The sequence below is a fragment of the Glycomyces tarimensis genome (assembly GCF_054776215.1).
This window is the reverse complement of sequence record NZ_BAAHCB010000011.1, coordinates 45,669-71,660: the sequence shown is the minus strand read 5'-3', so window position 1 is coordinate 71,660 and position 25,992 is coordinate 45,669. Positions and strand designations below refer to the sequence as shown.

Below are 25,992 nucleotides of genomic sequence, written 5' to 3'. Positions count from 1 at the left end.
ATCGACCCGGTGAGCACCTACTACAACGGCCTGGGTCTGCGCCCGGTCTCGACCGAGCCGTTCGACTTCAAGCGACTCAGGTTCCTGAACGGGAGGAACGGGTGGTGGGTGAGCTGCTATTTCGAGGGAGCCGACCTGAGGCGGCGCGTCTGGTTGGAGGACCACGGCTGGGCCCCGGACGGATCGGTGTACCTCTTGATCGAGTTCAATTGGTGCAGCGGAGACTATTTCGAGGAGATCGAGCTGTCACTCCACGCCGAGCGGGCGGTCCAGATCTGGGGCAGTGAGCCGGAGGTCTTCGAGCTCCTCACCTTGGACGAGAGTCCCTTCGCCGGCGAGGGCGGCACCGCCTATTCGCTCGTCTTCGAAGTGCCCGCGGAACTCGACGAGCTCACCTTCGGCTTCGCTCCGGTGGGCGAAGTCACCGAGAAGGACACAGGGGAGGTGTTCCAGCTCCAAGGGCTGCCCGAGTCCGTGACGAGCGACGTGCGCTTCTGACGCGGCCGCGCGGCGGCATAATGCGGGTATGCCTTGGGTCGGGATCGTGCGCCTGTTCGTCGTCCTCCTGATCGTCGCGGGCCTGGTGGTCCTCGCTGCCTGGTTCGGCCAGCGACGCCTGATCTACCTCCCCGACACGTCGACGCCCGCCCCCGAGGCCGACGCCGCCGAGGTCACGCTGCGCACCTCCGACGGGCTCGACCTCGCCGCCTGGCAACTCGAGCCCGACTCCTCGACCGACCGCGACGCCGCCGTGCTCGTCGCTCCCGGCAACGCCGGGAACCGCGGCGACCGGATCGCCCTCGGCCGGGCGCTGGCCGACGAGGGCTTCACCGTGCTCCTGCTGGACTACCGCGGCTACGGCGGCAACCCCGGCTCGCCGAGCCAGGACGGCCTCTACGCCGACGCCCGCGCCGGCTGGGACCACCTCCGCGACCGCTTCGAGGCCGAGCGGATCGTCCTGTTCGGCGAGAGCATCGGCGCCGGCGTCGTCACCGGGCTGTCCACCGAAGTCGACCCCGCGGCCCTGGTGCTGCGCTCGCCGTTCACGAGCCTGGCCCACATCGGCAGGGAGCACTATCCGCTGCTGCCGGTCGGCCTGATCCTGCGCGACCGGTTTCCCGTCGCCGACGACCTCGCCTCCAACGGCGCCCCGGTCACCGTGATCTACAGCGAGGACGACGAGATCGTCCCGGCCGAGCAGAGCGCGGCCGTCGCGGAGGCGGCCGAGGCCGCCGGCGCGACCGTGACGGTCGTGCGGATCGACGCGATCGGCCACAACGACCCCGCGCTGGTCGGCGGCGCGGAGGTCATCGACGCCGTCGCCGCGCAGGCCGACGAGCTCGGCCTCGCCTCCGGCGCCGGATAGCCCTCACCCGACGGAGTCGGTCGCGCCGGTCCGGCCCAGATCCTCCAGCAGCGGCGCCACCGCTTCAGCGCGGGTCGCGATCGACAGGTGGTCGCCGTCGAGGCGCCGAACCGTCCAGCCCAGCCGTGCCGCCTCGGCTTCCTGCTCACCATAGGCTTCGCTCAATCGCAGGTAGGCGCACCGCCGCGGCGGCCATGACGCCGGGTCGGGCGCGGCCTCCTCGAAATAGGCGAGCGGCGCGTACGGCAGCTCGCCGATGAATCGCCGGCGCCGGTCGGGGTCCGGCAGCAGTTCCTCCATCGTTCCCGGAGGGAACCAGTCGCTCCACTTCCGCAGCCGGTCACCGTCGGCCAGGCCGAGCAGCCGCTCGCGCATCGGCGGCGGCACGGTCGCGAACCAGCCGACACCGGGGTGGGGGAGGAGCGCGTCGACGAAGACCGCCCCGTCCACTCCCGGCGTCGCCTCCGCGATCGCCGGGAGCAGAGCTCCGGCGCCGCTGTGCGCCACCAGCGTCACCGCGGCGTCGGGACCGGCCTCGGCGATCTGCCGTCCGATGGACGCCGCCACCGCGGCGTAGTAGGGCGGCCCCGCCTCGAACGCTTCGGCGAGTGCCGGCACCGCGACCCGGTGGCCGCGCCGGCGCAGCGACTCGGCCACCGGCTCCCAGGCCGACGGCCCGGTCAAGGGACTGTGGATCAGTGCGAACAAGCTGACCGGCTCAACGCTCGCTGCCGCCGGGGTCGAGGCCCTGGCGCTTGCCCGTGTCCAGCGCGTCGATCCGGTCGAGCTCCTCGTCGGTCAGCGCGAAGTCGAACACCGCGAAGTTGTCGGCGATCCGCTCGGCGTGGGACGACTTCGGGATCACCACGCAGCCGCGCTGGAGATGCCAGCGGATGACGACCTGCGCGGCGGTCTTCTCGTGCGCGGTGGCCGCGTCGACCACCGGCTTCTCGTGGAGCAGCGAGCCGGTGCGCTGGCCCAGCGGCCCCCACGACTCGGTCGCGATCCCGCGTTCGGCGTGCCAGGCGCGCAGCTCGGGCTGATTGAAGTACGGGTGCAGTTCGACCTGGTTCACCGACGGCCACACGCCGGTCTCGCTCTTGACCCGTTCGAGGTGCTCGGGAAGGAAGTTCGAGACGCCGGCCGAGCGGATCAGGCCCTCCTCCTTGGCCTTGAGCAGCGCCTGGAACGTCTCGGCGTACAGGCCCTGCTTCGGCGAGGGCCAGTGGATCATGTACAGGTCCAGGTAGTCGGTGCCGAGCCGCTCCAGCGAGGCCTCGAGGGCACGCCGGGCGGCGTCGTAACCGTGGTGGTCGTTCCAGAGCTTGCTCGTCAGGAAGACCTCGCTCCGGTCGATGTCGGCGTTCGCGACGGCGCGGCCGACGCCGACCTCGTTGCCGTACATCTCGGCGGTGTCCACCAGCCGGTAGCCCAGCTCGAGCGCCGTCTCGACGGTCCGCTGGGCCTCGTCGTCGCCGACCTTGTAGGTGCCGTACCCGATGCGGGGCATGGACGCGCCGTCGTTGAGTTCGATCGTTGAGCTCAGTTCAGTCATGCCCGCGATCGTATCCACTGACGCGCGCGTCCACTCCCGTTATGAGACGGCGTGAACTTCGGCACGGTCGGCCTCGACCATGATGCGCGCCAATTCGTCCCAGTGGACCTTCGCCTTCCAGCCGATCTCCCGCTCGATCTTGGCGGGGACGCCGACGAGTTCGGGCACCTCGGCCGGCCGTTCGTACCGGTCGTCGTGTTCGACGTGGTCGCGCCAGTCGAGCCCGGCGTGCGCGAACGCGGCCTCTGCGAAGTCGCGGACGGTCGCGGCGCGCCCGGTGGCGACGACGTAGTCGACCGGCTCGGAGTGCTGGAGCATCAGCCACATCGCCTCGACGTACTCGGGCGCGTAGCCCCAGTCGCGCACCGCGTCGAGGTTGCCGAGGTAGACGCGCTTCTCCAGCCCCGCCTCGATCCGGGCGACGGCGCGGGTGATCTTGCGGGTCACGAACGTCTCGCCGCGCCGCGGGCTCTCGTGGTTGAAGGCGATCCCGCTGACGGCGAACATGCCGTAGGACTCGCGGTAGTTGATCGCCGCCCAGTGCGCGTACAGCTTCGCCGCGCCGTAGGGGCTGCGCGGGCGGAAGGGGGTGGTCTCGTCCTGCGGCGGTGCGGTCAGACCGAACATCTCCGAAGAGGAGGCCTGGTAGACGCGGGTGTCGATGCCCGAGGCGCGCACCGCCTCCAACAGCCGGATCGCGCCGAGCGCGGTGACGTTGCCGGTGTAGTCGGGCAGATCGAAGCTGACGCGCACGTGGCTCTGCGCGGCCAGATTGTAGATCTCGTCGGGCTCGATGTCGCGGATGAGGTTGACCAGCAGGCCGGCGTCGGTCACGTCGCCCTTGTGGAGGAACAGCCGACGCCCCGACTCGTGCGGGTCCTGGTAGACCGCGTCGAGACGGGAGGTGTTGGCGATCAGGGAGGAAGTGTGCCGCACGATCCCGTGCACCTCGTATCCCTTGGCGAGCAGCAGCTCGGCCAGGTACGAGCCGTCCTGCCCGCTGATGCCGGTGATCAATGCCGACCGTGCCAATTCACGCCTCCGGAGTTCTCGTCGTGAGTGCGCGCACGGGGTCCGCTTCGTCCTCGCCGTGGCGCGGCCAAGTGTAGCGCCGCCGGGGTCATGCTCCGGTCCCACCGCGATTCCCTGCAGGCGGCGGTGGCCGGCTCGCGGGTTTCGTGGCGCGCATGGACCGCGACCGTCGTCCGCGCCGGATGGCTAGGATGACTGCAAGAATCCTGCCAACGGAGTCGGTGATGCTGCATGCCCGAACGCTCAGTGGACCTCGCGATCATCGGAGCCGGGCCGACCGGCCTCTACGCCGCCTATTACGCGGGCTTCAGAGGACTGTCGACGATCGTCGCCGACGCGCTGCCCGAACCCGGCGGCCAGATCACCGCCATGTACCCCGAGAAGCTCATCTTCGACGTCGGCGGCTTCCCCGAGATCAAGGGCCGCGACCTCGTCGACAACCTCGTTCGCCAGGCCGCCCCGTTCGGCCCCGAATACCTGCTCGGACGCCGCGCCGAGAAGCTCTCGCACGTGGGGGGCCTGCCAGTCCTGGAGTTCGACGACGGCACCCGGGTCACCTGCGGCTCGGTGCTCATCACCGGCGGCCTCGGCAGCTTCGCCTCCAGGCCCCTGCCCGCCGCCGCCGACTTCCACGGCGGCGGCATCGTCTACTTCGTCCCCGAGCTCGCCGCCCACGCCGGCCGGGACGTCGTGGTCGTCGGCGGCGGCGACTCCGCCTTCGACTGGGCGCTCGCCCTCCACCCGATCGCCCGCAGCGTCACCGTCGTCCACCGCCGCGACAAGTTCCGCGCGCACGCGGGCAGCGTCGCGCGCGTCCGGGACCTCGGCGTGCCCATCCTCGTCAACGCCCAGATCACCCGCATCCTCGGCGACGACCGCGTCGCCGGCGTCGAGATCGAGGTCAAGGGCGAGACCGAGGCGCGCAAGCTGCCGGCCGACACGATCGTCGCCGCCCTCGGCTTCACCGCCGACCTCGGCCCGATGACCGAATGGGGACTGGAGATCCAGAAGCGCTGCATCATCGTCGATTCCACCATGGCCACCAACCTGCCGCGCGTCTTCGCCGCCGGGGACATCGCCCAGTACCCCGGGAAGGTCCGGCTCATCGCCACCGGCTTCGGCGAAGGCGCCACCGCCGTCAACAACGCCGCGGTCGCCATCGACCCCGACGCCCACCTGTTCCCCGGCCATTCGAGCGAAGGAACGTAAGTCCTAGGATTCGGTTCATGCTTGCCTTGACCATCGCGAAGGGGAACCTGGTGCCCGAGTCGGTTCCCGACCCGCACCCGGACCCGGACGAAGTCCTCATCGAAGTCGCCGCCGCCGGCGTGAACCGGGCCGACCTGCTCCAAGTCGCGGGCCACTACCCGCCGCCGCAGGGCGCGCCGCCCTGGCCCGGCCTCGAGGTCTCCGGCACCATCGTCGCCGTCGGCAGCGACGACAACTCGAGCCTCGTCGGCACCGAGGTGTGCGCCCTGCTCTCCGGCGGCGGCTACGCCGAACGGGTCACCGTGGACGCCGGGCTCGTCCTGCCCAAACCCGAAGGCGTCGACCTGATCGAGGCCGCCGCCCTGCCCGAGGCCGCCGCCACCGTCTACTCCAACCTCGGCTACCTCCTCGGCGGCGCGAAGGAACGCCCGCGCGTGCTCGTCCACGGCGGCGCCGGCGGCATCGGCACCTTCGCGATCCAATTCGCGCACCGGCTCCTCGGCGCCGAGGTCTGGACCACGGCCCGCGAGGACCACGCCAAAGACCTGGAGGCGCTGGGCGCCGACAAGGTCATCGACTACCGCACACAGGACTTCGGCGCAGCGCTCGCGGAGGCCGGCGGCGCCGACGCCATCCTGGACGTCATCGGCGGCGCCTACTTCGAGGACAACCTCAAGGCCCTCGCCGTCGACGGCCGGCTCACCGTCATCGGGCTCCAGAAGGGACGCGCCGCCGAGATCGATCTCGGCCGGCTGCTCGCCAAGCGCCACACCATCGCCGGGACCACGCTGCGGGCGCGTCCGATCGAACAGCGCCACCAGATCCTGGCCGAGGTCTTCGAACATGTCTGGTCCGCACTCGACTCCGGCGACATCAAGCCCGTGGTCGACACCAGGCTGCCGCTCGCCGAAGCCGCGGAGGCCCACCGGCTCATGAACGCCGGCGGCCATCTCGGGAAGATGATCCTGACCGCCTAGCGGTCGAAGGACGGATCACCGCCGGCGAGCGCCGTCGCCGCGATCGCGGCGATCCCCTTCGCCGCCAGGTCGGAGGGCAGCGTCGGATAGTTGCCGTCGAGCGACTGCCCGGGGATCAGCGGCACGTGCACGAACCCGGCGACCAGGCCGGGACGGCGCGTCGCCGCCAAGTGCATGAGCCGGTAGAACACCGCGTTGCACACGTACGTTCCGGCCGTCATCGACCCGGCGGCCGGCACCCCGGCCTCGCGCGCGGCCGCGACGCACGAGCGCAGCGGCAGGCCGGTGAAGTAGGAACCGGGCCCGTCGGCGATGAGCGGCTCGCCGAACGGCTGACGGCCGTCATTGTCGGGTATGGAGGCGTCGACCCGGTTGACCGCCACCCGCTCGACGTCGACCGCGGTGCGACCGCCCGCTTGACCGACGGCGATGACCAGATCGGGCTCGAAGCGTTCGATCGCGGCCTCCATGGCCAGGGGAGCGCCGGAGAACGTCACCGGAAGGAGCATGGTCTCGACCACCGCGTCCCGGATCGGGTGCTCGGCGGCCAGCTTGACCGCCTCCCACGACGAGTTGCCGTGGACGGAACCGAACGGCTCGAATCCGGTCAGCAGAACTCGGCGCATGATCACACTCCCTCGCAGAGACGGGACGCGCCCGCCGCGCGATCGGCGGCGGGCGCGTCGAAACCTTCTGCTTCCAACCGTACTGTCAGTCGCAGCAGCCCGGACCGCAGTCATCGCAGCAATCGTCGTTCACTTGGTCTCACCTCCTTCTTCGCACTGTTCGGGCGGGCACCAGCCCGTGGGCAGCGGCTCCCCGCAGACCCCGTCCCCGACGGCCCGCAGCATCGACGTCAACTGATGTCGCAGCTCCTCCAGGCGCGCGATCTCGGCGGTGACCTCGCCGATGCGCCGCTCCAGGTGCTGCTCGGCCGGCTCGCATGGGCACTCGCCGGTGTCGCGCACGGCCAACAGGTCGGCGATGTCGCTCAGCCGCAGACCGCCGCTCTGACAGGTGCGGATGAACCGGGCCCGCTCGACCGCCTCGGGCCCGTACCGCCGGTAGCCGGCGGCGCTGCGCTCGGGGGCCGGGACCAGGCCTTCGCGCTCCCAGTAGCGGATGGTGTCGGCCGAGACGCCGACGGCCTCGGCGAGCTTGCCGACCGTGAGTGTGGCGATTGCGGTGGTCATGGATGAACCGTAAACCTTGGAGTCGGCTCCAAGGTCAAGTCTTGGGGCGAAGAAAATTCGGGGGCGTCGGCGCTCCGGTGACGAGCCTCGTGCGACGCGGTCGCGAGCGGGAGGCAATGCGTTGGAGTCCGGGCGGCGCCGACGACTACCATTGACGCGAATGTGCAGCGCCGGGCCCGGACCCGGCCGAACGTGATCGAGGGAGAACCGTGGCATCCGCAGCGCCGAACACCAGTCCAGCCGTCGTCGAACCGCTTTGGGTGACGGCTGGCACTACGTGCGCCGACGCGGTCGCCGAGGCCGGTCTTCCCGTCCACGGCCCGAACGCGATCGTCGTCGTCCGCGACCCCGAGGGGAAGCTGCGCGACCTCGCCTGGACCCCCGAGTCCGACGCCAAGGTCGAGCCGGTGCCGCTGAACAGCCCCGACGGGCTGGGCGTCATGCGCCACTCGGCCGCGCACGTCATGGCGCAGGCCGTCCAGGAACTGCGCGAGGCGAAGCTCGGCATCGGACCGCCGGTGACCGACGGCTTCTACTACGACTTCGACGTCGCCGAGCCGTTCAACCCCGAGGACCTGAAGCAGATCGAGAAGCGCATGCTCCAGATCATCAAGCAGGGGCAGACCTTCCACCGGCGCAAGTACGCCTCGCTCGAGGAGGCCCGCGCCGAACTGGCGCACGAGCCCTACAAGCTCGAGCTCATCGAGACCAAGGGCGAGGGCACCGACGCCGACGAGGTCATGGAGGTCGGCGGCGGCGAGCTCACCGCCTACGACAACGTCGACCCCAAGACCGGCGAGCGGTGCTGGTCGGACCTGTGCCGGGGCCCGCACCTGCCCTCGACCAGGCTCATCGGCGCGGTCAAGCTCATGCGCTCGGCCGCCGCGTACTGGATGGGCTCGGAGAAGAACCCGCAGCTCCAGCGAATCTACGGCACCGCCTGGCCGACCAAGGCCGAGCAGAAGGCGTACCTTGAGCGCCTGGCCGAGGCCGAGAAGCGGGACCACCGCAAACTCGGCCAGCAGCTCGACCTGTTCAGCTTCCCCGAGGAGCTGGGCTCGGGCCTGCCGGTGTTCCATCCCAAGGGCGGGATCGTCCGGTACGAGATGGAGTCGTACCTGCGCGAGCGCCAGAAGGCCGCCGGGTACGAGCTGGTCAACACCCCGCACATCACCAAGAGCAAGCTGTTCGAGACCTCGGGGCATCTGCCCTACTACGCGGACTCGATGTTCCCGCCCATGGAGTTCGAGGGCGCCGACTATTACGTCAAGGCCATGAACTGCCCGATGCACAACCTGATCTACCGCTCGCGCGGGCGCTCCTACCGGGAACTGCCGCTGCGCTTGTCGGAGTTCGGCTCGGTGTACCGGTACGAGAAGTCCGGCGTGGTCCACGGGCTCACCCGCGTGCGGGGCATGACCCAGGACGACGCGCACATCTACTGCACCGAGGAGCAGGCGCCGGACGAGATCGCGAGTCTGCTCGCGTTCGTGCTGCGGCTGCTGCGCGACTACGGGCTCGACGACTTCTACCTGGAGATCTCCGACAAGGACGACTCGCCGAAGTTCATCGGCGACGACGCGCTGTGGGAGTCGTCGGTGGCCATGCTGCGGCAGGTGGCCGAGGAATCCGGACTCGACCTGGTCGAGGACCCGGGCGGGGCCGCCTTCTACGGCCCGAAGATCTCCGTGCAGGCCAGGGACGCCATCGGCCGGACCTGGCAGATGTCGACCATTCAGCTGGACTTCAACCAGCCGGCGCGCTTCGGCCTGGAGTACTCGGCGGCCGACGGCACCCGCAAGCAGCCGGTCATGATCCACCGGGCGCTGTTCGGCTCGATCGAGCGGTTCTTCGGGGTGCTGCTGGAGCACTACGCGGGCGCGTTCCCGGCGTGGCTGGCACCGGTGCAGGCCGTCGGCATCCCGGTCCGCGATGAGAACGCCGACTACCTCGACGGCTTCTTCGCCAAGCTGCGCCAGGCCGGCATCCGCGGCGAGGTCGACCACTCGGACGACCGGATGCAGAAGAAGGTCCGCAACGCCCAGATGCAGAAGATCCCGTTCATGGTGATCGCCGGCGACGACGACCAGTCCGCCGGGACCGTGTCGTTCCGCTACAGGGACGGCTCGCAGCGCAACGGCGTCCCGATCGACGAGGCCATCGCGCACGTCGCCGGATTCGTCGAGTCCCGCGTGAACGACGGCCCGTCGGCGGCCGAAGCCGAGTAGGCGGCAAGACGGCGGCGCGCACCCGAGCGGTGCGCGCCGTTCGCTCCACGCCCCTTCGGCGACCGGTTCAGTCCTTGCCGGTCTCGCCGAGCCAGCGCGCCAGCCGCCCCGCGCGCGTCAACGCGGTGAGCCGCCGCTCGGTGGCCTCGCGCAGCTTCGGGTAGGTGATCACGATGAGCTGGTCGTTCGAGCGCAGCCGCTCGCCCTTCGCCGGCACGAACAGGCGCTTCTCGCGCACCACGCCCGCGACGGCGCTGCCCTCGGGCAGACGCAGTTCGAACAGCCGCAGCCCCGCCAAGGCCGAGCCCTTGGGCACGGTGATGGTGAGCACCTCGCCGTCCACCGCGTCCAGCGGCGCGGCCTCGATGTCGACCTCCCGGGCCGCTCCGGGGTTCGACAGGCGCAGCAGCTTCGCCATCCACGGCAGCGTCGGCCCCTGAAGCAGTGTGAACGCCACCACCAGGATGAACACGAGGTCCCACAGCGCCTGGCCTCCCGGCAGGCGCTCGGACTGCGGAATGGTGGCCAAGACGATGGGGACCGCCCCGCGCAGGCCGGCCCACGAGATGAGCGTCTGCTCGCGCACGGAGAACCGGAACGGCACCAGGCACAGCGCTACCGACAGCGGCCGCGCCACCAGCGTGAGCACCGCGCCGAGGACGAGCGCGGGCACCACCGAGTCCAGCAGGTTCGCCGGGCTCGCCAGCATGCCGAGCATGATGAACATGCCCAACTGCGCCATCCAGCCCAGACCCGTGGCGAACGACAGCGTCGCCGCCCGGTGCGGCAGGTGCGAGTTGCCGAGGATGAGCGCCGCCAGATACGCGGCGATGAACCCCGAGGCGTTCAGCGCGCCCGCCGCCGCGAACGCCGCCAGGCCGAGGCTGAACACCGCGAGCGGGTACAGCCCGGTCACCGGCAGCGCCAGGCGTCGCAGCAGCCACGCCCCGCCGAAGCCGACCGCCACCCCGATCGCCGTGCCGGCCGCCAGTTGCCAGGCCAGCGTCGCGACCAGGGTCGCCGCGCTCGGCACCCCCGCCGCCGAGGAGAACGCCAGCACCAGGATGACCGCGGGAGCGTCATTGAAGCCCGACTCTGCTTCCAGTGTCCCCGAGAGCTTCTTCGGCAAGCCCACGCCACGCAGCTCGGAGAACACCGCCGCGGCGTCGGTGGATGCCACGACCGCCCCGAGGATCAGCGAGGTCTGCCAGGAGAACCCGATGAGGTAGTGCGCGCCCGCCGCCACCACCACGACGCTGATCCCCACGCCGACCGTCGACAGCAGCCCCGCCGGCGCGACCTGTGCCGAGATCGCCTTCCACCGGGTCGACAGACCGCCCTCGATGAGGATGAGCGCGAGCGCGAACGTGCCGATGACCTGCGCCAGCTCGAAGTCGTCGAAGTCGAAGCCCAGGCCGTCCTCGCCGAGCACCATGCCGGCGCCGAGGAAGATCAGCAGCGCCGGGAGCCCCAGCCGGTGGGTGGCGCGGATGGCCGCGATCGAGAGGAGCACGGTGGCGCAGCCGACGAGCAGCACGAGGTACAGCTGAGGCAACGTCACACTGCGCAGCATATCCGCGACCCCAGGGGTGAAACCGGATGGTTTCGCCGTTATGGCGGAGCCCTCGCCGCATTTCGCCGCGGTCGACGCCCCCGGTGGCGGTGCCCTAGGATCGTCTCCGTGAGTCAAGTTGCACCCGACGGAGCCGGCGTCCCGGACGAATACGAGCGACTGTGGACGCCGCACCGGATGGCCTACATCAAGGGCGAGGGCAAGCCCACCGGTGACGACTCCGACATCGAGGGGTGCCCGTTCTGCGAGATCGCCAAGCTCGACGACGCCGACGGGCTCATCGTCGCCCGGGGCCAGACGATGTACGTCGTCATGAACAAGTTCCCCTACAACTCCGGCCACCTCATGGTCGTCCCGTTCCGCCACGTGCCCGACTACACCGACCTCGACGTCGAAGAGGTCGCCGAGATGGGTTCGCTCACCCAGGAGGCCATGCGGGTCGTGCGCGCGGCCATGGGCGCACACGGATTCAACATCGGCATGAACCAGGGCCAGGTCGCCGGGGCCGGCATCGCCGGCCACTTGCACCAGCACATCGTCCCCAGGTGGGGCGGCGACGCGAACTTCATGCCGATCATCGGCCGCACCAAGACCCTGCCCCAGCTGCTCGACGAGACCCGCACCGAACTGGCGGCCGCCTGGGGTCGGCTGTAAACGGAGGGGCACTATAGAGTCGGAGCCACCACCTGCCCAGTGCCCAAACACCCAATGGGCGACGCCAGCCACGGCGAAGCTTGCGAGCCGTGAATCAGCTCAGAAATCAGGAGACCATGGCGAAGTTCCTTCGGACCTCCGGACGAGCGGGGCTGCGGCGCTATGTCGACGCCGTGGCGAAGGTCCTCGTCCGCATCGGCGTGTCCGCCAACGCCGTCACCGTCGTCGGCACCGCCGTGGTCGTCGCGGCCTCGCTGCTGCTGCTCTCGCAGGGCCTGCTGCTGGCCGGCCTCATCGTCATCGCGCTCGCGGTGCTCACCGACATGCTCGACGGGGCGATCGCCCGCGTCAAGGGCACCACCAGCCGATTCGGCGCGCTGCTCGACTCCACCTGCGACCGCGTGGCCGACGGCGCGATCTTCGGCGGGCTCGCCTTCTGGCTGCTCACCGAGGACCGGTTCCTCGGCTGCGCGCTGGCGCTCGTCGTCCTCGTCACCTCCCAGGTCGTCTCCTACGTCAAGGCGCGCTGCGAGGGGCTGGGCGGGGAGTGCAACGTCGGCATCGCCGAGCGGCCCGAGCGGATCATCATCGCCGGCGTCGGCGTGGTCGCCGAGATCTGCGGCGTCCCCTACGCCATGGAGATCGGCATGGGCGTTCTGGCCGTGCTGACGACCATCACCGTCTTCCAGCGGCTCGTGCGCGCGCACGCCTCGCTGGCGGCGCTCGAGGAGCACGCCGATGCGTGAGCGACTCACCGAATGGGCCTACCTGGCGGCCTGGCGCGGCATCCGCGTCACGCCGCAGCGGCCCGCCTCGGCCCTCGCCCGCCGATTCGCCGACCGCGGCTGGCGCAAGAACGGGCGCGCGGTCCAGCAGCTGCGGCGCAACCTCTCCCGCGTCGTCGAAGGCGACGTGAGCGAGGAGCTCGTGCGCGAGGCCCTGCGCTCCTACGCCCGCTACTGGCTCGAAGCGTTCAGGCTGCCGTCGATGAGCCGCGACGACCTCGACCGCAGCTTCGAGATGAACGGCTACGAGCCCGTTGGCGAGCGCTTCACCAAGGGCAAGGGCTCCATCGTCGCACTGCCGCACAGCGGCAACTGGGACCTCGCCGGGGCCTGGGTGCCCCAGATCGCGAACCACCGGCTCACCACCGTCGCCGAACGCCTCAAACCCGAAGGCGTGTTCCGCCGCTTCCTCGAATACCGCGAGTCGCTCGGCATGAACATCGTCCCCGCCACCGGCGGCGAACGCGACCCGCAGGCGGTCCTGAGCGAGCGCCTGCGGGCCGGCGACGTGGTGGCCCTGGTCGCCGACCGCGACCTCGGGCGCCGCGGCATCGAAGTGAAGTTCTTCGGCGAGACCACCACCTTCCCCTCCGGCCCGGCACTGCTGGCCATCCGCAACCAGGTCCCGCTGTACACCGCCCGCATCCACTACGAGAGCGACCGGGCCGTCTGCCACATCACCGGGCCGCTCGACACCGGCACCGGGCGGTTGCGCGACCGCGTCGCCGCCACCACGCAGGCCATGGCCGACGCGTTCGCCGAGGGCATCCGCGCCCATCCGGCCGACTGGCACATGCTCCAGCGGTTCTGGTCGGCCGATTTCGAGTCCACGGGTTCGTGAAGGAGCACAGCCTCATGGGGGACCTGCGGATCGGGATCGTCAGCCCGTACTCCTTCGATGTGGCTGGCGGCGTTCAGAACCACATCAAGGACCTCGCCGAGACCCTGATCGACGGCGGCCACGACGTCTCCGTGCTCGCGCCCGCCACCGAGACCGACGACCTGCCCGACTTCGTCGTCGCCGGCGGCAAGACCGTCGCCGTGCCCTACAACGGCTCCATCGCCCGCCTCGCCTTCGGCCCCCGCTCGGCCGCGCGGGTCCGCCGCTGGTGCGTCGACGGCGACTTCGACGTCGTCCACGTCCACGAGCCGCTCACCCCGAGCCTGTCGTGCCTGGCCGTGCTCACCGCGCGCTGCCCGGTCGTCGCCACCTTCCACACCGCCATCACCCGGTCCAGGATGCTCGCGGCCGGCAAGAACATGGCGCAGCTGGTCCTGGAGAACCTCTCGGCCCGCATCGCCGTCAGCCCCTACGCCCGCAAAGTCCAGGTCGAGCACCTCGGCGGGGGAGCGGTCGAGATCCCCAACGGCGTCCCCGTCGCCTTCTACCGCAAGGCCGCCGCGCTGCGCTCGAAGCCCGAGGGCTCGACCATCGGGTTCATGGGCCGCTACGGCGAGCCCCGCAAGGGCTTCGGGATCCTCCGCGACGCCTTCGCCCGCCTGGCCGCCGACCGGCCGGACATTCACCTGCTCGTCGTCGGCCGCGGCGACGCCCAGTCCGCCGTCGCCGGCCTCGACCCCGCGATCGCCGAACGCATCCACTTCCTCGGCGCGGTCACCGACGAGGAGAAGGCCAGCATGCTCGCCAGCGTCGACCTCTACGTCGCCCCCAACACCGGCGGCGAGTCGTTCGGCATGATCCTCACCGAGGCCATGGCCGCCGGAACATGCGTGCTCGCCTCCGACATCGAGGCGTTCAAGAGCGTCCTCGACGACGGCAGCGCCGGCGAGCTGTTCGCCGTCGGCGACGCCGCCGACCTCGCCGCCAAGGCCGCCCGACTCCTCGACGACACCGAGCTTCGCTCCGGCTACGTCGAGCGCGCCAACGAATGGGTCAAACGCTACGACTGGCCCGAGGTCGCCGCCCGCGTCCTGGAGGTCTACCGCGCCGCGATCGACGCCGGCGCGGAACGCGGTTGAGCTCCCCGGGCGCCCCGACAGTGAACGCTCACCAAGCCTCGACCGGCCAGCCGTCGGCGAGCCTGGCCCCATTACGATGATCCCGATGTGGTGGCTGGCAATACTCGTAGCGGTCGTGGCCGCCGTCGGCGCCTATGCGACGTGGACGGTGACGCGCGTCGAGCGGCTGCACCGGCGCGCCCGCACCGCCGAGGCCGCGCTCCTGGCCAAGCTCGACGAGCGCGCCGAGACCGTGCTCAAATTCGTCGGCCACCCCGGCTTCGAGGAGCCGGTCGCCCTCGCCCTGTCCGTCGTCGCCGTCCCCGCCGACACCCAGCGCCAGCGCGAGCTGCGCGAGTACGCCGAGAACGACCTGACCCGCGCGCTGCGCGAGCTCGACGCCGAGCACGCCGGGACCGACGACCTGGAGGCCGCCAACCGCCGCGTCGCCCTGGCCCGCCAGATCCACTCCGACTTCGTCCGCGACGCCGTCGCCTCCCGCTCCCTGCCGATGGCCGTGCTGCTGCGCCTCCACCACCGCCTGCCCCGCCCGCAGTACTGGGACATCGACGACCCGGTGCGCTAGCCGCCGCGGTTTGTACCAAGAGGCTGTGAGGCCGGTCGCGGCGTAGAATCGACCAGGTCAGGCACCCCCAACGTAGTCGACCATCAAGATGGAGCCGGTGACCGTGTCAGAGACCCAGAAGACCGAGGCCGAGGTCGGGACCGCCCGCGTCAAGCGAGGCATGGCCGACATGCTGAAGGGCGGCGTCATCATGGACGTCGTCACGCCCGAGCAGGCCAGGATCGCCGAAGACGCCGGAGCCGTGGCGGTCATGGCGCTCGAACGCGTCCCCGCCGACATCCGCGCCGAAGGCGGCGTGTCCCGCATGAGCGACCCCGACATGATCGACGGCATCATCGAGGCCGTGTCGATCCCCGTGATGGCCAAGGCCCGCATCGGCCACTTCGTCGAGGCCCAGGTCCTGGAGACCCTCGGCGTCGACTACATCGACGAGTCCGAGGTCCTCACGCCGGCCGACGAGGCCAACCACATCGACAAGTGGCGGTTCACCGTCCCGTTCGTGTGCGGCGCGACCAACCTGGGCGAGGCGCTGCGCCGCATCGGCGAGGGCGCGGCCATGATCCGCTCCAAGGGCGAGGCCGGCACCGGCAACGTCGTGGAGGCCACCCGCCACATGCGCCGGATCCGCGCCGACATCGGCCGCCTGACCAAGCTCGACGGCGCCGAACTGTACGCCGCCGCCAAGGAGCTGCGCGCCCCCTACGAGCTCGTCGCCGAGGTCGCCAAGTTGGGCAGGCTCCCGGTGGTGCTGTTCACCGCCGGCGGCATCGCCACCCCGGCCGACGCGGCCATGATGATGCAGCTGGGTGCCGAGGGGGTCTTCGTCGGCTCGGGCATCTTCAAGTCCGGCGACCCCGCCAAGCGCGCCGCCGCCATCGTCAAGGCCACCGCCTTCCACGACGACCCGAAGGTCGTCGCCGAGGTCTCCCGCGGCCTGGGCGAGGCCATGGTCGGCATCAACGTCGACTCCCTCACCGAGGACCAGAAGATGGCCGGCCGCGGCTGGTAGCCCAGCGACGCCGAGCGGGCCCGGACCGGACCTGTGGTGCCAGGAGTCGTTGCGACCACTCCTGGCCACCGCCGAACGGTCCGCCCCCGCCGCGCTTGCGCCCCTATGCGGGCGCGATGTCGAACAGGAGCCCGCCGGTGTGGCCCACGGCGACGCAGTGGTTGCCGAACTCACCCTGATAGGAGTGGAAGCGGCCCTGCCACATCCCGTGGGCGCGGACCGTCACCGGCCGGTAGTCCATGGTGCACATCCCGTCGAGCGGCGGCAGTGCGGCGACCTCGCCCTCGACCGAGGTGAGCTGGGCGCACGCTCGGTCCCCGTGCGGATGGCCCTCGCCCGAAGGGCACCTGAGCAGGGCGTCGTGCACCGTCCCGTCCGAGTACTCGACCTCGAGGTAGAAGGCGCCGTGGCCGTTGCTGACCGGTACCGAACGCGCCTGCGCCTGCGCGGGCGCGAGTGCGATGAACGCGACCGACCCGAGAGCGGCGACGACGCGTGTGAACTTCTTGTACATGCCGTGATCCTAAGTAGCCGAAGGCGTGCAAACCCCCATCGACACTCCCGAAACGGTCACGGAGCCTAGAGTTGAGGCATGAACGCAGCAGACCTCGACCAACTGCCCACCACCGAACTCCAGCACCGCGCGTTCGCGCTGGCGCGCCACCGCCGCGACTGGCGGTTCTTCATCGACCTGTTCCGCCACACCCCGGCGGCGAGCGAGGCCGACAACCTCGATCCCGACGTCGCCGAGATCGGCGTCGCCATCGACGACCTGGTGGCGATGTGGCGTGAGGCGACCCAGGGCCAGTGGGGCTCCAGCGAACCGCTGGCTCGCGCGGCGTTCATCGACTACCTCTCCCGCCACGGTGAGGGCGAGCCGGGGGAGGGGGAGCCCCGGTTACCTCGACTTCTCGGTCATCCAGTGCCTGACATCGCCGGCGAACAGCCACCACAGCGCCAGGACCGAGGCGAACACCCACGGCGCGACGAGGTAGCTGAAGATGCCGGTCATGAGCATGCCGGCGAGGAACAGGACGATCGTCACCGCGATCGCGGTGCGGCGAACGGCCCTCATGCGGGTCTTGAGCCGCAGCGCGCACAGCGCGGCGACGATCGCGCACAGGATCGCCACGCCGGCGAGGGTGAGGTACATGGCCAGGAAGTCCGTGCTCTGGTAGTACTCGTGTGCGTCGCGCGCCAGCGAGGCCGCGTCGTCGACGTCGGGAGCGGCGTCGATGAGGTCCTCGACCGACATCGCGCGGTAGGCGAAGACGGTGACGATCAGGAAGTTGCCCGCGAGTACCGCGCAGACGGCCTGCACCCACATGGCGATCCGCAACCGGCCGATCTGCCTCGGCGGTCCCTCGACCTCGTCCTTGTCGTCGTCTTCCGGACCGGAGGAGTGGCCGAAGTTGGGCTGCGGGAGCATGGGCGATCGCCTTCCGAGCGGTTAGTGGTTGAACCAGCGGCGGGCGAACCGCTCGGTCAACGTTCCGATGATGGTGATTGGAACGATAGCCAACGCGATGCACAGCGCCCAGTACAGGCCGCCGGTGGCGATGAGCCACACGAGCCCGGCCAGGCTCAGGACCTGGCTGAGGAGGATGAGCAGCCACAGCACCCGCCACTGGGTGCGCAGGAGCGCGATGGCCAGGAGCAGGAACAGCGCCAGCGCGCCGAGGCCGGCCGCGACGCGGTAGACGTCGTGCTCGGCGGCTTCGGGGACCAGGCCGCGGGCGTAGTGGTGGGCCAAGACGATGAGGCCGCCGACGGCGACGCAGATGGCCGTCTGGATCCACAAGGCGTTGCGTCCGGCCCGCACCGAACGGGGCATCGGGTTGCGTTTGACGATCTCAGGCATGGGTCTTCAAGCTCCTAGGGGTGCTGCACGTTCGCCCGCAGAGCCTAACGGATCGGTCCCGGAGCGAAGTAATCGGTCACAGTGCCGATTGCGCAGGTAGGCAGTGGGATGTGGCCGAACTACGCTTGTATCGCCCGATGAACGCGACTTTTGGAGTTCTCTGATGTCCGTGGTGCCCGAGGTCGGCGTACTCGCGCTGCAAGGCGACGTCGTCGACCACATGCGCGCGATCGAGGCCGCCGGCGCCCGAGCCGTGCCGGTCCGCCGCGAATCCGAGCTCGACTCGGTCGACGGCCTGGTCATCCCAGGCGGCGAGTCGACGACGATGAGCAGGCTGCTGACCGTATTCGGCCTGTTCGAGCCGCTCCAGAAGCGCCTGGACGCCGGGATGCCCGCCTTCGGGTCCTGCGCGGGAATGATCATGCTGTCCACCGAGGTTCTCGACGGCAGGGCCGACCAGCGCTCCTTCGGAACCATCCCGATGACGGTCCGCCGCAACGCCTTCGGACGCCAGGTCGACTCCTTCGAATCGCCGATCGACCTCGACGGTGTCGAGGGCGGCCCCTTCCACGGCGTCTTCATCCGCGCGCCGTGGGTCGAGCGCGTCGACGACGACGTGCAGGTCCTGGGCAGGGTCGATGCCGGGGAGGGACCGGCCGAAGGGCCGGGCGGTAGGATCGTCGCCGTACGTGCGGGCGCCTGCCTGGCCACCTCGTTCCACCCCGAGGTGACGCCGGACGCGCGGGTGCACCGATACTTCGTGGATATGGTCCGGCGCTCAGGCGCCGGAACGGTTGAGTAAGTAGGACAGGGGACTGCTGGCATGAGTGGCCACTCCAAGTGGGCGACGACCAAGCACAAGAAGGCCGCGATCGACGCCAAGCGGGGCAAGATCTTCGCGAAGCTGATCAAGAACATCGAGGTCGCGGCGCGTACTGGTGGTCCTGACCCCGCCGGCAACCCCACGCTCTTCGACGCCATCCAGAAGGCCAAGAAGAGCTCGGTGCCGAACGACAACATCGACCGCGCGGTCAAGCGCGGCGGCGGCCTCGACGGCGGCGGCGTCGACTACGAGACGATCATGTACGAGGGCTACGCGCCCGGCGGGGTCGCGGTGCTCATCGAGTGCCTGACCGACAACCGCAACCGGGCCGCCTCCGAGGTGCGCGTCGCGCTGACCCGCAACGGCGGCTCGCTCGGCGAGGCCGGCAGCGTCGGATACCTCTTTTCTCGCAAGGGCGTCATCATCGTGCCGAAGACCGACGGGCTGACCGAGGACGACGTCCTCATGGCGGTCCTCGACGCGGGCGCCGAGGAGGTCAACGACCTCGGTGAGGGCGGCTTCGAGGTGCTGTGCGAGCCGACCGACCTGGTCGCGGTCCGCACCGCGCTCCAGGAGGCCGGAATCGACTACGACTCGGCCGACGCCGGGTTCCAGCCCTCCACCAGCATCGCCGTGGACGCCGAGGGCGCACGGAAGGTGATGCGGGTCGTCGACGCCCTGGAGGACTCCGACGAGGTCCAGAACGTCTACACGAACGTCGACATCGCCGACGACGTCCTCGCCGAGCTCGACGCCTAGGGCCGGTCCAAGACGAACCGCGGGGCATAGCGCCGTCCGGCGCGGGTATACCCGCGGCATGATCGACGAGACGCTGAAGATCCCGGCAGACTCCATCGAGCTGGAGGGCCACCTGGCCGTCCCCGACGACGCCGCGGGCGTGGTGGTGTTCGCCCACGGCAGCGGTTCGAGCCGCCACAGCCCGCGCAACCGAACCGTCGCCGAGGCATTGAACGAGGCCGGGCTCGGGACGCTGCTGTTCGACCTGCTCACGCCCGAGGAAGCCGAGGACCGCCGGAAGGTCTTCGACATCCCGCTGCTGGCCGAGCGGCTCGCCGAGGTCACCAACTGGCTCCAGGACCGCCCCGGAGCCGAGAACGAGTGGATCGGCTACTTCGGCGCGAGCACCGGCGCGGCGGCCGCGCTGCGGGCCGCGACGGCGCCCGGGGTGGAGGTGCGGGCGGTGGTCTCCAGGGGCGGCCGGCCCGATCTCGCCGGAGACGACCTGCCGAACGTCAGGACGCCGACGCTCCTCATCGTCGGCGAACGCGACGAGAGCGTCCTGGGCCTCAACTACGACGCGCAACGCCGCCTGGGCGGCCCGAACCGGATCGCGATCGTGCCCGGCGCGACCCACCTGTTCGAGGAGCGCGGCGCGATGGAGTCCGTGGCCGAACTGGCCCAGGACTGGTTCAACGAGCACCTCGGGGGCGTCACACCCTGAACGGGTAGGTATCCGGGGCCTCGCCCTCGATCCAGGGGGCGGTGGTCTCCAGCGGTTCGACCGCGCGCGTGTCGTCGATATGGATCACCGCGTCGAACTGCTCGGCGAGCCTGGTGCGGAAGTAGTGGCTGTACCGCTCGGTCTCGGGTCGGTAGATCACGCCGATGGCGCGTTCGAGACGCGCTTGGCGCAGCGCCTCGGCGGATCGCGGCGCCGTGTCGAACCTGAGCAGGAACTCCCGCTGACCGACCCGGTGGAACAGCTCCTCGACGCTGCCGGGCAGGCCCGGTCGGACCCGCTTGCGCAGCGCCGGCCCGTTCCAGTCGTCCGCGGCGGTCACCGTGCCCGCATAGGTGGTGAAGCCGATCAGCCGGCATTCGCCGGGGCGGCGTTCGCGCATCAGCTGCCCGAGGTTGCGTTCGCCTCGTTCGGCGACCTCGGTGGCGCGGGCGTCGCCGAGGTGGGAGTTGTGGGCCCACACCACGATCTTCGCCGGCTCGCCGAGCCGCTCGGTCAGGCGGTCGGCGAGCGCCTCCAGGGTCTCGGCCATATGGGTGTCGCGCAGATTCCACGATTCGACCGAGCCGCCGAACATCGAGCGGTAGTACTCCTCCGCGGCCAGAACCGTCTGGGCGTTGCGTTCGGCGTAGAACCGCTCGTCCTCGGCGAGCAGACCGTCGCGCCTGGCCGCCTCCAGCCCCTGCCGCTGCAGCTCGGACAACTGTTCCAGCACCTGCTCCTGGCACGATTCGCCGGCGCCGAACGCGGCGGCGTACCCGTACGCCTGGCCGTCGTCGCCGCCGCGGTGGTCCAGGCAGGCGTACCGCTCCCTGGCGCGTTCGGCGGCGGCCGGATCGACGCGGTCGAGGTAGGCGACGACCTCCGCGATCGAACGGTAGAGGCTGTACAGGTCGAGCCCGTAGAACCCGGCCTTCGCCCGGTCGTCGGCCCCAAGGTCGTTGTGCTCGCGGAGCCACTCGACGAATCGCACCACGCTCGTATTGCGCCACATCCAGGTCGGGAAGCGTTCGAAGCCGCGCAGCGCCTCCTCGGCGGTCGCGGCCGCGCCCCGGCCCCGAACGAACCGGTTCACGCGGTAGGCGTCGGGCCAGTCGGCCTCCACCGCCACGGCGCGGAACCCGTGCTCCTCGATGAGCCGCCTTGTCAGGCGCTCGCGCGCCGAGTAGAACTCCTCGCTGCCGTGCGTGGCCTCACCCAGCAGCACGAACCGCGCGTCGCCGACCACGTCGAGCCAGGTCTCGTCGGACGGCACGCCGTCGACGACGGGCACCAGCTCCGAGCGCACGATCGACTCCGCGCCGTCCACTAGGCGCCTCCCGTGTCCGAGCTCGTGGCCGCGGCCAGCAGCTCGCGGACCTCCTCGTCGCTCGTCTGGTCGAAGACCCGGTACGACTGGCCGACGGCGGCGAACGGCTCGGGGGTGGTCGCGCACACCATCTCGTCGACCATGTCCTCCAGCTCCCGGCATGTCGAGGACGGAGCGGTGGGGACGGCCACGACCAGTCGCTCGGGGCCGAGCGCCCGCACCGCCTGAACGGCGGCGCGCATCGTCGAACCGGTGGCCAGCCCGTCGTCGACGAGCAGCACCGTCCTGCCTTCGAGTACCAGTGGGGGCCGATCGCCCCGATAGGCCCGCTCCCTGCGGCTCAGCTCGGCGGCCTCGCGCTCGGCGACCCGGTCGATCTGGCCGCGGTCGACGCCGCTGAGCCGCACGACCTGGTCGTTGAGGACCGTGACGCCGCCGCTGGCGATGGCGCCCATCGCCAGCTCCTCGTGGCCGGGGAGGCCGAGCTTGCGGACCGTGAACACGTCCAGCGGGGCCTGCAGCGCCCGTGCGACCTCGTAGGCCACGGGCACGCCGCCGCGCGGCAGCGCGAGGACCAGCACGTCCGAGTGGCCTCGGTAGTGATCCAGCAGCGCCGCCAGTGCGTGTCCGGCGTCGCTCCGGTCGCGATAGACCTGCTTGGGCATGCGTTCGAGGTGCCCGTCCCCGCCTGCGCCTAAACGACAACGGCCGACCCCTCGGGCCGGCCGTGCCGAGCGAGAGCTAAGCGGCGAGCGCCGGTTTCCTCGGGTAGACCCGGATCGTCCAGACCACCGCCAGGGCCGTGGCGACGGCATAGACGGCGATGCCCAGGGTCATGTTCGCGAGTGTCACGCCGCCGATGGTCGCCAGTGCCGGCAGCGCGCCGCCCGCACCCATCTGGAGCGCGCCCATGAACGCCGAGGCCGTGCCGGCGACCTGCGGCGGCTGCGAGGACATCGCGGCAGCGCCCGCGTTCGGGAAGACCACGCCGCAACCGAACATCATCACGATGATCCCGGCCGGGACCGTCCACAGGTTCTCGGCGCCGGCGAACTGCACTCCGGCCAGCCACGCGACGCCCGCCAGCGAGATCACCATGCCGGTGACCATGCGGTGGTTCGAGTCGCTGCGGTCGATCATGAGCATGTTCGCCTGGTTCCCGGCGAGCAGCGCCAGGGTGCCGGCGGCGAACAGCAGCGAGTAGAAGCCCGCTGAGGCGCCCAGCTCGTTCTGCGAGATGAAGCTGAATGTCGAGACGTAGGTGAACAGCATCGAGAAGTTCATGATCACGATGAGCGTCGGTGCGATGAAGCCCGCGTCGCGCACCAAGGCGGCGACCGAGGAGCCGAACTCGCGCAGGCCCATCGAGCGGCGCTCGGTGGCCGGAAGGCTCTCGGGCAGGAACTTCCACACCAGGAACGTCGACAGCGTGGACAGCACCGCCATGAAGACGAAGACCACCGGCCACGGCCCGAAGCGGATGAGCTGCGCCCCCACGATCGGGCCGAGCATCGGCGCGAGCATGGTGACGAACATCATCTTGGCCGTGAAGCGGGTCATGTCGTCGCCGTGGAAGTGGTCGCGGATGACCGCGCGGGCGACGACCACGCCGGCCGCGCCGCTCAGGCCCTGCAGGAACCGCATGGCGATGAGCAGATCCGCGCTGGTCGCGATCGCGCACACCAGCGAGGTGAGGGTGAACAGGGCCATGCCGATGAGCAGCGGCTTGCGGCGGCCGATGCGGTCGGAGAGCGGACCGATGAACGCCTGGCCGATGCCCATCCCGATCATCATCGACGTCAGGGTGAGCTGGATGCGGGCCTCGGGCGTTCCGAGCGCGCCGGCCATGTCGGGGAAGGCCGGGAGGTAGAGGTCGATGGCGATCGGCGCGGTCGCCGAGAGCGCGCCGAGCACGAAGACCATCGTTGCGATGGAGCGGCGCGAGTGGTTGCCGGAGAGGGCGGGGGAGTGAAGCGCAGCGGCAGACACGGTCATCTCACAAATAGTCTTGGTAAGCACGGGATTCGGGGCATTGGGGCTCGTCGTTGCACCCTCCGCCTATCAACGTAACGCCGTCCCTAGCCGCTCGGCAAGGGGTTTATGGGACATGCCACGAGCGTCACGGAACACACCTGTCGTGCCTCCCGGATAGGCTGGCGCGAACGACAGAACGGAGGGGCGAGTGCGCGTGATGGGGATCGACCCGGGACTGACCCGCTGCGGCGTCGGCATCGTCGAAGGGCGGCCCGGGGCGCCGGGCCGGATGATCGCCGTCCACGTCATCCGCACCGACCCCGAAGCGCCCCTTGCCGATCGACTCCTCGCGCTCGACGACGGCCTGCGCGAGCACATCGAAGTTCACCGGCCCGAGGCCGTCGCCGTCGAACGCGTCTTCAGTCAGCACAATGTGGCCAGCGTCATCGGCACCGCGCAGGCCTCCGGCATCGCGCTCCTCGCCGGTGCCCGCGCCGGACTGCCCACGGCCACCTACACGCCCTCGGAAGCCAAGGCCGCCATATGCGGCAACGGCAACGCCGACAAGCGGCAGGTGACCGCCATGGTCGCCCGCGTGCTGCGCCTGAGCGAGCCGCCCAGGCCCGCCGACGCCGCCGACGCGCTCGCGATCGCCATCTGTCACCTTTGGAGGGGCGGCATGAAGGCCAGACTCGCCGCCGCGAAGGGAGGCGCGCGATGATCGCACAGCTCACCGGATCGGTGGCGTCCGTGGGGGAGTCGTACGCGGTCATCGACGTCGGCGGGGTCGGCTACGCCGTCCACGCCGGAGCGCACACGCTCGCCAACCTCAAGGTCGGCTCGCAGGTCGTCCTCCACGTCTCCACGATCGTGCGCGAAGACTCGATCACCTTGCACGGCTTCAACTCTCCCACTGAAAGAGACCTGTTCGAGCTGCTCCAGACGGCACAGAAGATCGGGCCGCGCATCGCCCGCGACGCGATCGAGGCCCTGCGCCCCGACGTCATCCGCCACGCCATCGCCACCGGCGACACCGCCACGCTCTCGCGCATCCCGGGCGTCGGCAAGAAGAGCGCCGAGCGGATCGTCCTCGATCTGGCCGACAAGATCGGTCCGGTCGACCCGGGCCTGCCCAAACAGGGCGGCTCGCGCCCCGGCGGCTGGCGCTCCCAGGTGAGCCAGGGGCTCCAGGCGCTCGGCTGGTCGGCCAAGGACGCCGAGACCGCGATCGAGAAGCTCGACGCCGACGGCGTCGACGGCGCCGACGTGCCTACGCTGCTGAAGCAAGCCATTCGACTGCTCGGGAAGCGATAGGCCATGGACGAACCCGAATTCACCTCCGAAGAGTGGGACGCCGCCCTGACCGCCGCCGAGGCCACCGAGCTCGACCGCCTCGCCGAGGCCGGCATCCGCCCCGGAAAGCTCGACGACGTCATCGGGCAGACCCGGGTGCGCGAGCAGATCAGCCTCCTGCTCGAAGGGGCGCGGCGGCGAGGCTCGTCCCCGGACCACCTGCTGCTGTCCGGCCCGCCCGGGCTCGGCAAGACCACCCTGGCGATGATCGTCGCCGCCGAACTCGGCGTCGGCCTGCGCCAGACCTCCGGCCCGGCCATCGAGCGCTCCGGCGACCTGGCCGCGATCCTCACGAGCCTCGGCCCCGGCGAGGTCCTGTTCATCGACGAGATCCACCGGATGGCTCGGCCGGCCGAGGAACTGCTCTACACCGCCATGGAGGACTTCCGCGTCGACGTGATCGTCGGCAAGGGCCCCGGCGCCACCGCCATCCCGCTCGAACTCGAACCGTTCACGCTCGTCGGCGCCACCACCCGTGCCGGGCTGCTCACCGGCCCGCTGCGCGACCGCTTCGGCTTCCTCGGCCAGCTCGAGTTCTACGCCACCGGCGAGCTGGAGGCCATCGTCAGGCGCTCGGCGGGCATCCTCGACGTCGCCATCACCGACGACGGCGCCGCCGAGATCGCCTCGCGCGCGCGAGGCACGCCCCGCATCGCCAACCGGCTGCTGCGGCGCGTCCGCGACTTCGCGCAGGTCCGCGCCGACGGCACCATCACCGAGCCGGTCGCCTCCGAGGCCCTCGCGCTCTACGACGTCGACGACCTCGGCCTCGACCGGCTCGACCGGGCCGTCCTCAGCGCGCTGGTGAAGACGTTCGGCGGCGGGCCCGTCGGCCTGACCACCCTGGCAGTCGCGGTGGGGGAGCAGTCGGACACCGTCGAGGAGGTCTGCGAGCCCTACCTGGTCCGGGCCGGTCTCCTGGCCCGCACGCCCAGAGGCCGCGTGGCCACCGCCGCCGGCTGGCGCCACCTGGGCATGTCGCCGCCCTCCACCGACGGGCTCTTCGAGGCCGGCAACGCGTAGGGTGGGGGACATAGCGGGCTCTGGCCAGTGCGGACGCGCGCGT

The 25,992-nt window shown here is 70.6% G+C and carries 26 protein-coding genes and 2 pseudogenes; 17 read left to right on the top strand and 11 right to left on the bottom strand.

Features of this window, described 5'->3' with window-relative positions:
* Nucleotides 1-498, top strand: a 498-nt coding sequence (locus ACYVK3_RS10640) for a hypothetical protein (protein WP_460497287.1), incomplete at its 5' end; no start/stop codon positions are given.
* 28 nt (nucleotides 499-526) lie between these two features.
* Nucleotides 527-1,366 (top strand): alpha/beta hydrolase, encoded by an 840-nt coding sequence (locus ACYVK3_RS10635; protein WP_460497286.1) that lies wholly within the window; start codon nucleotides 527-529, stop codon nucleotides 1,364-1,366.
* 3 nt (nucleotides 1,367-1,369) lie between these two features.
* Here the strand turns inward: ACYVK3_RS10635 and ACYVK3_RS10630 are convergent, their stop codons facing one another.
* The 3 genes from ACYVK3_RS10630 to gmd are packed head-to-tail and all read right to left on the bottom strand — an operon-like array spanning nucleotide 1,370 to nucleotide 3,953.
* Nucleotides 1,370-2,074: an alpha/beta hydrolase gene (locus ACYVK3_RS10630; RefSeq protein ID WP_460497285.1), complete on the bottom strand. Its 705-nt coding sequence runs from the start codon at nucleotides 2,072-2,074 to the stop codon at nucleotides 1,370-1,372.
* A 10-nt stretch (nucleotides 2,075-2,084) separates the two neighbouring features.
* Nucleotides 2,085-2,921 carry an aldo/keto reductase gene (locus ACYVK3_RS10625; RefSeq protein ID WP_460497284.1) on the bottom strand — a complete coding sequence of 279 codons (837 nt, stop codon included), beginning with the start codon at nucleotides 2,919-2,921 and terminating at the stop codon, nucleotides 2,085-2,087.
* A 39-nt stretch (nucleotides 2,922-2,960) separates the two neighbouring features.
* Nucleotides 2,961-3,953, bottom strand: coding sequence for a GDP-mannose 4,6-dehydratase (gene gmd / locus ACYVK3_RS10620; protein ID WP_460497283.1), 993 nt, complete (start codon nucleotides 3,951-3,953; stop codon nucleotides 2,961-2,963).
* A gap of 231 nt (nucleotides 3,954-4,184) precedes the next feature.
* Between gmd and ACYVK3_RS10615 the strand changes: the two genes are divergently transcribed.
* Together ACYVK3_RS10615 and ACYVK3_RS10610 are read left to right on the top strand one after the other, a co-directional pair.
* On the top strand, nucleotides 4,185-5,162 hold the full coding sequence (locus ACYVK3_RS10615; RefSeq protein WP_460497282.1) for an NAD(P)/FAD-dependent oxidoreductase: 978 nt from the start codon (nucleotides 4,185-4,187) through the stop codon (nucleotides 5,160-5,162).
* A 17-nt stretch (nucleotides 5,163-5,179) separates the two neighbouring features.
* Nucleotides 5,180-6,139, top strand: a complete 960-nt coding sequence (locus ACYVK3_RS10610) for an NAD(P)H-quinone oxidoreductase (RefSeq protein WP_460497281.1) — start codon at nucleotides 5,180-5,182, stop codon at nucleotides 6,137-6,139.
* Here ACYVK3_RS10610 and pcp read toward each other — a convergent pair.
* Together pcp and ACYVK3_RS10600 are read right to left on the bottom strand one after the other, a co-directional pair.
* Nucleotides 6,136-6,765 carry a pyroglutamyl-peptidase I gene (gene pcp / locus ACYVK3_RS10605; protein ID WP_460497280.1) on the bottom strand — a complete coding sequence of 210 codons (630 nt, stop codon included), beginning with the start codon at nucleotides 6,763-6,765 and terminating at the stop codon, nucleotides 6,136-6,138. The genes ACYVK3_RS10610 and pcp overlap by 4 nt on opposite strands.
* A gap of 129 nt (nucleotides 6,766-6,894) precedes the next feature.
* Nucleotides 6,895-7,332 (bottom strand): heavy metal-responsive transcriptional regulator, encoded by a 438-nt coding sequence (locus tag ACYVK3_RS10600; RefSeq protein ID WP_460497279.1) that lies wholly within the window; start codon nucleotides 7,330-7,332, stop codon nucleotides 6,895-6,897.
* A 260-nt stretch (nucleotides 7,333-7,592) separates the two neighbouring features.
* On the opposite strand from ACYVK3_RS10600, the gene thrS reads away from it, so the two are divergent.
* The gene (gene thrS, locus ACYVK3_RS10595) at nucleotides 7,593-9,560 is read left to right on the top strand and encodes a threonine--tRNA ligase (protein WP_460497278.1); all 1,968 of its coding nucleotides are present in this window, start codon (nucleotides 7,593-7,595) and stop codon (nucleotides 9,558-9,560) included.
* 67 nt (nucleotides 9,561-9,627) lie between these two features.
* Here thrS and ACYVK3_RS10590 read toward each other — a convergent pair whose 3' ends face one another.
* On the bottom strand, nucleotides 9,628-11,121 hold the full coding sequence (locus ACYVK3_RS10590) for a potassium/proton antiporter (RefSeq protein WP_460497277.1): 1,494 nt from the start codon (nucleotides 11,119-11,121) through the stop codon (nucleotides 9,628-9,630).
* 120 nt (nucleotides 11,122-11,241) lie between these two features.
* Here ACYVK3_RS10590 and ACYVK3_RS10585 point away from each other — a divergent pair, with 120 nt between their 5' ends.
* The 6 genes from ACYVK3_RS10585 to pdxS all read left to right on the top strand — a co-directional run bounded on the left by ACYVK3_RS10585 (nucleotide 11,242) and on the right by pdxS (nucleotide 16,126).
* Nucleotides 11,242-11,787, top strand: coding sequence for an HIT family protein (locus tag ACYVK3_RS10585; protein ID WP_460497276.1), 546 nt, complete (start codon nucleotides 11,242-11,244; stop codon nucleotides 11,785-11,787).
* Between the two features lie 89 nt (nucleotides 11,788-11,876).
* Nucleotides 11,877-12,533, top strand: coding sequence for a phosphatidylinositol phosphate synthase (gene pgsA / locus ACYVK3_RS10580; protein ID WP_460497275.1), 657 nt, complete (start codon nucleotides 11,877-11,879; stop codon nucleotides 12,531-12,533).
* Nucleotides 12,526-13,413 (top strand): phosphatidylinositol mannoside acyltransferase, encoded by an 888-nt coding sequence (locus ACYVK3_RS10575; RefSeq protein WP_460497274.1) that lies wholly within the window; start codon nucleotides 12,526-12,528, stop codon nucleotides 13,411-13,413. The genes pgsA and ACYVK3_RS10575 overlap by 8 nt, the downstream gene beginning before the upstream one ends.
* A 23-nt stretch (nucleotides 13,414-13,436) precedes the next feature.
* Nucleotides 13,437-14,552 carry a glycosyltransferase family 4 protein gene (locus ACYVK3_RS10570; RefSeq protein ID WP_460497300.1) on the top strand — a complete coding sequence of 372 codons (1,116 nt, stop codon included), beginning with the start codon at nucleotides 13,437-13,439 and terminating at the stop codon, nucleotides 14,550-14,552.
* Nucleotides 14,553-14,628: 76 nt separating this feature from the next.
* Complete coding sequence (locus ACYVK3_RS10565; protein ID WP_460497273.1) at nucleotides 14,629-15,117, top strand: hypothetical protein; 489 nt, start codon at nucleotides 14,629-14,631, stop codon at nucleotides 15,115-15,117.
* 88 nt (nucleotides 15,118-15,205) lie between these two features.
* Entirely contained in the window at nucleotides 15,206-16,126 is a 921-nt protein-coding gene (gene pdxS, locus ACYVK3_RS10560) for a pyridoxal 5'-phosphate synthase subunit PdxS (RefSeq protein ID WP_460497272.1), read from the top strand.
* A 103-nt stretch (nucleotides 16,127-16,229) separates the two neighbouring features.
* Here pdxS and ACYVK3_RS10555 read toward each other — a convergent pair whose 3' ends face one another.
* The 3 genes from ACYVK3_RS10555 to ACYVK3_RS10545 form a co-directional block, all read right to left on the bottom strand.
* Nucleotides 16,230-16,640 carry a subtilase-type protease inhibitor gene (locus tag ACYVK3_RS10555; protein WP_460497271.1) on the bottom strand — a complete coding sequence of 137 codons (411 nt, stop codon included), beginning with the start codon at nucleotides 16,638-16,640 and terminating at the stop codon, nucleotides 16,230-16,232.
* Nucleotides 16,641-17,024: 384 nt separating this feature from the next.
* Nucleotides 17,025-17,555, bottom strand: a complete 531-nt coding sequence (locus tag ACYVK3_RS10550; RefSeq protein ID WP_460497270.1) for a hypothetical protein — start codon at nucleotides 17,553-17,555, stop codon at nucleotides 17,025-17,027.
* A gap of 21 nt (nucleotides 17,556-17,576) precedes the next feature.
* Nucleotides 17,577-17,987, bottom strand: a complete 411-nt coding sequence (locus ACYVK3_RS10545) for a hypothetical protein (RefSeq protein WP_460497269.1) — start codon at nucleotides 17,985-17,987, stop codon at nucleotides 17,577-17,579.
* Nucleotides 17,988-18,150: 163 nt separating this feature from the next.
* On the opposite strand from ACYVK3_RS10545, the gene pdxT reads away from it, so the two are divergent.
* From pdxT to ACYVK3_RS10530, 3 genes and pseudogenes are all read left to right on the top strand, one after another.
* Complete coding sequence (gene pdxT, locus ACYVK3_RS10540; RefSeq protein ID WP_460497268.1) at nucleotides 18,151-18,789, top strand: pyridoxal 5'-phosphate synthase glutaminase subunit PdxT; 639 nt, start codon at nucleotides 18,151-18,153, stop codon at nucleotides 18,787-18,789.
* Nucleotides 18,790-18,810: 21 nt separating this feature from the next.
* Nucleotides 18,811-19,569, top strand: coding sequence for a YebC/PmpR family DNA-binding transcriptional regulator (locus ACYVK3_RS10535; RefSeq protein ID WP_460497266.1), 759 nt, complete (start codon nucleotides 18,811-18,813; stop codon nucleotides 19,567-19,569).
* 64 nt (nucleotides 19,570-19,633) lie between these two features.
* Nucleotides 19,634-20,272: pseudogene (locus tag ACYVK3_RS10530) on the top strand (dienelactone hydrolase family protein); the annotation flags it as partial.
* Here ACYVK3_RS10530 and ACYVK3_RS10525 read toward each other — a convergent pair.
* Both ACYVK3_RS10525 and ACYVK3_RS10520 read right to left on the bottom strand, forming a co-directional pair.
* Nucleotides 20,262-22,264: pseudogene (locus tag ACYVK3_RS10525) on the bottom strand (erythromycin esterase family protein). The pseudogenes ACYVK3_RS10530 and ACYVK3_RS10525 overlap by 11 nt on opposite strands.
* A gap of 76 nt (nucleotides 22,265-22,340) precedes the next feature.
* Nucleotides 22,341-23,594 carry a multidrug effflux MFS transporter gene (locus ACYVK3_RS10520; RefSeq protein WP_460497265.1) on the bottom strand — a complete coding sequence of 418 codons (1,254 nt, stop codon included), beginning with the start codon at nucleotides 23,592-23,594 and terminating at the stop codon, nucleotides 22,341-22,343.
* A 187-nt stretch (nucleotides 23,595-23,781) separates the two neighbouring features.
* Here ACYVK3_RS10520 and ruvC point away from each other — a divergent pair, with 187 nt between their 5' ends.
* From ruvC to ruvB, 3 genes are read left to right on the top strand one after another with little or no spacing between them, the layout of a single operon-like run.
* Nucleotides 23,782-24,294: a crossover junction endodeoxyribonuclease RuvC gene (gene ruvC / locus ACYVK3_RS10515; protein ID WP_460497264.1), complete on the top strand. Its 513-nt coding sequence runs from the start codon at nucleotides 23,782-23,784 to the stop codon at nucleotides 24,292-24,294.
* The gene (gene ruvA / locus ACYVK3_RS10510) at nucleotides 24,291-24,887 is read left to right on the top strand and encodes a Holliday junction branch migration protein RuvA (RefSeq protein WP_460497263.1); all 597 of its coding nucleotides are present in this window, start codon (nucleotides 24,291-24,293) and stop codon (nucleotides 24,885-24,887) included. The genes ruvC and ruvA overlap by 4 nt, the downstream gene beginning before the upstream one ends.
* A 3-nt stretch (nucleotides 24,888-24,890) precedes the next feature.
* Nucleotides 24,891-25,949, top strand: coding sequence for a Holliday junction branch migration DNA helicase RuvB (gene ruvB / locus ACYVK3_RS10505; RefSeq protein WP_460497262.1), 1,059 nt, complete (start codon nucleotides 24,891-24,893; stop codon nucleotides 25,947-25,949).
* The last annotated feature ends 43 nt before the right edge of the window (nucleotides 25,950-25,992 follow it).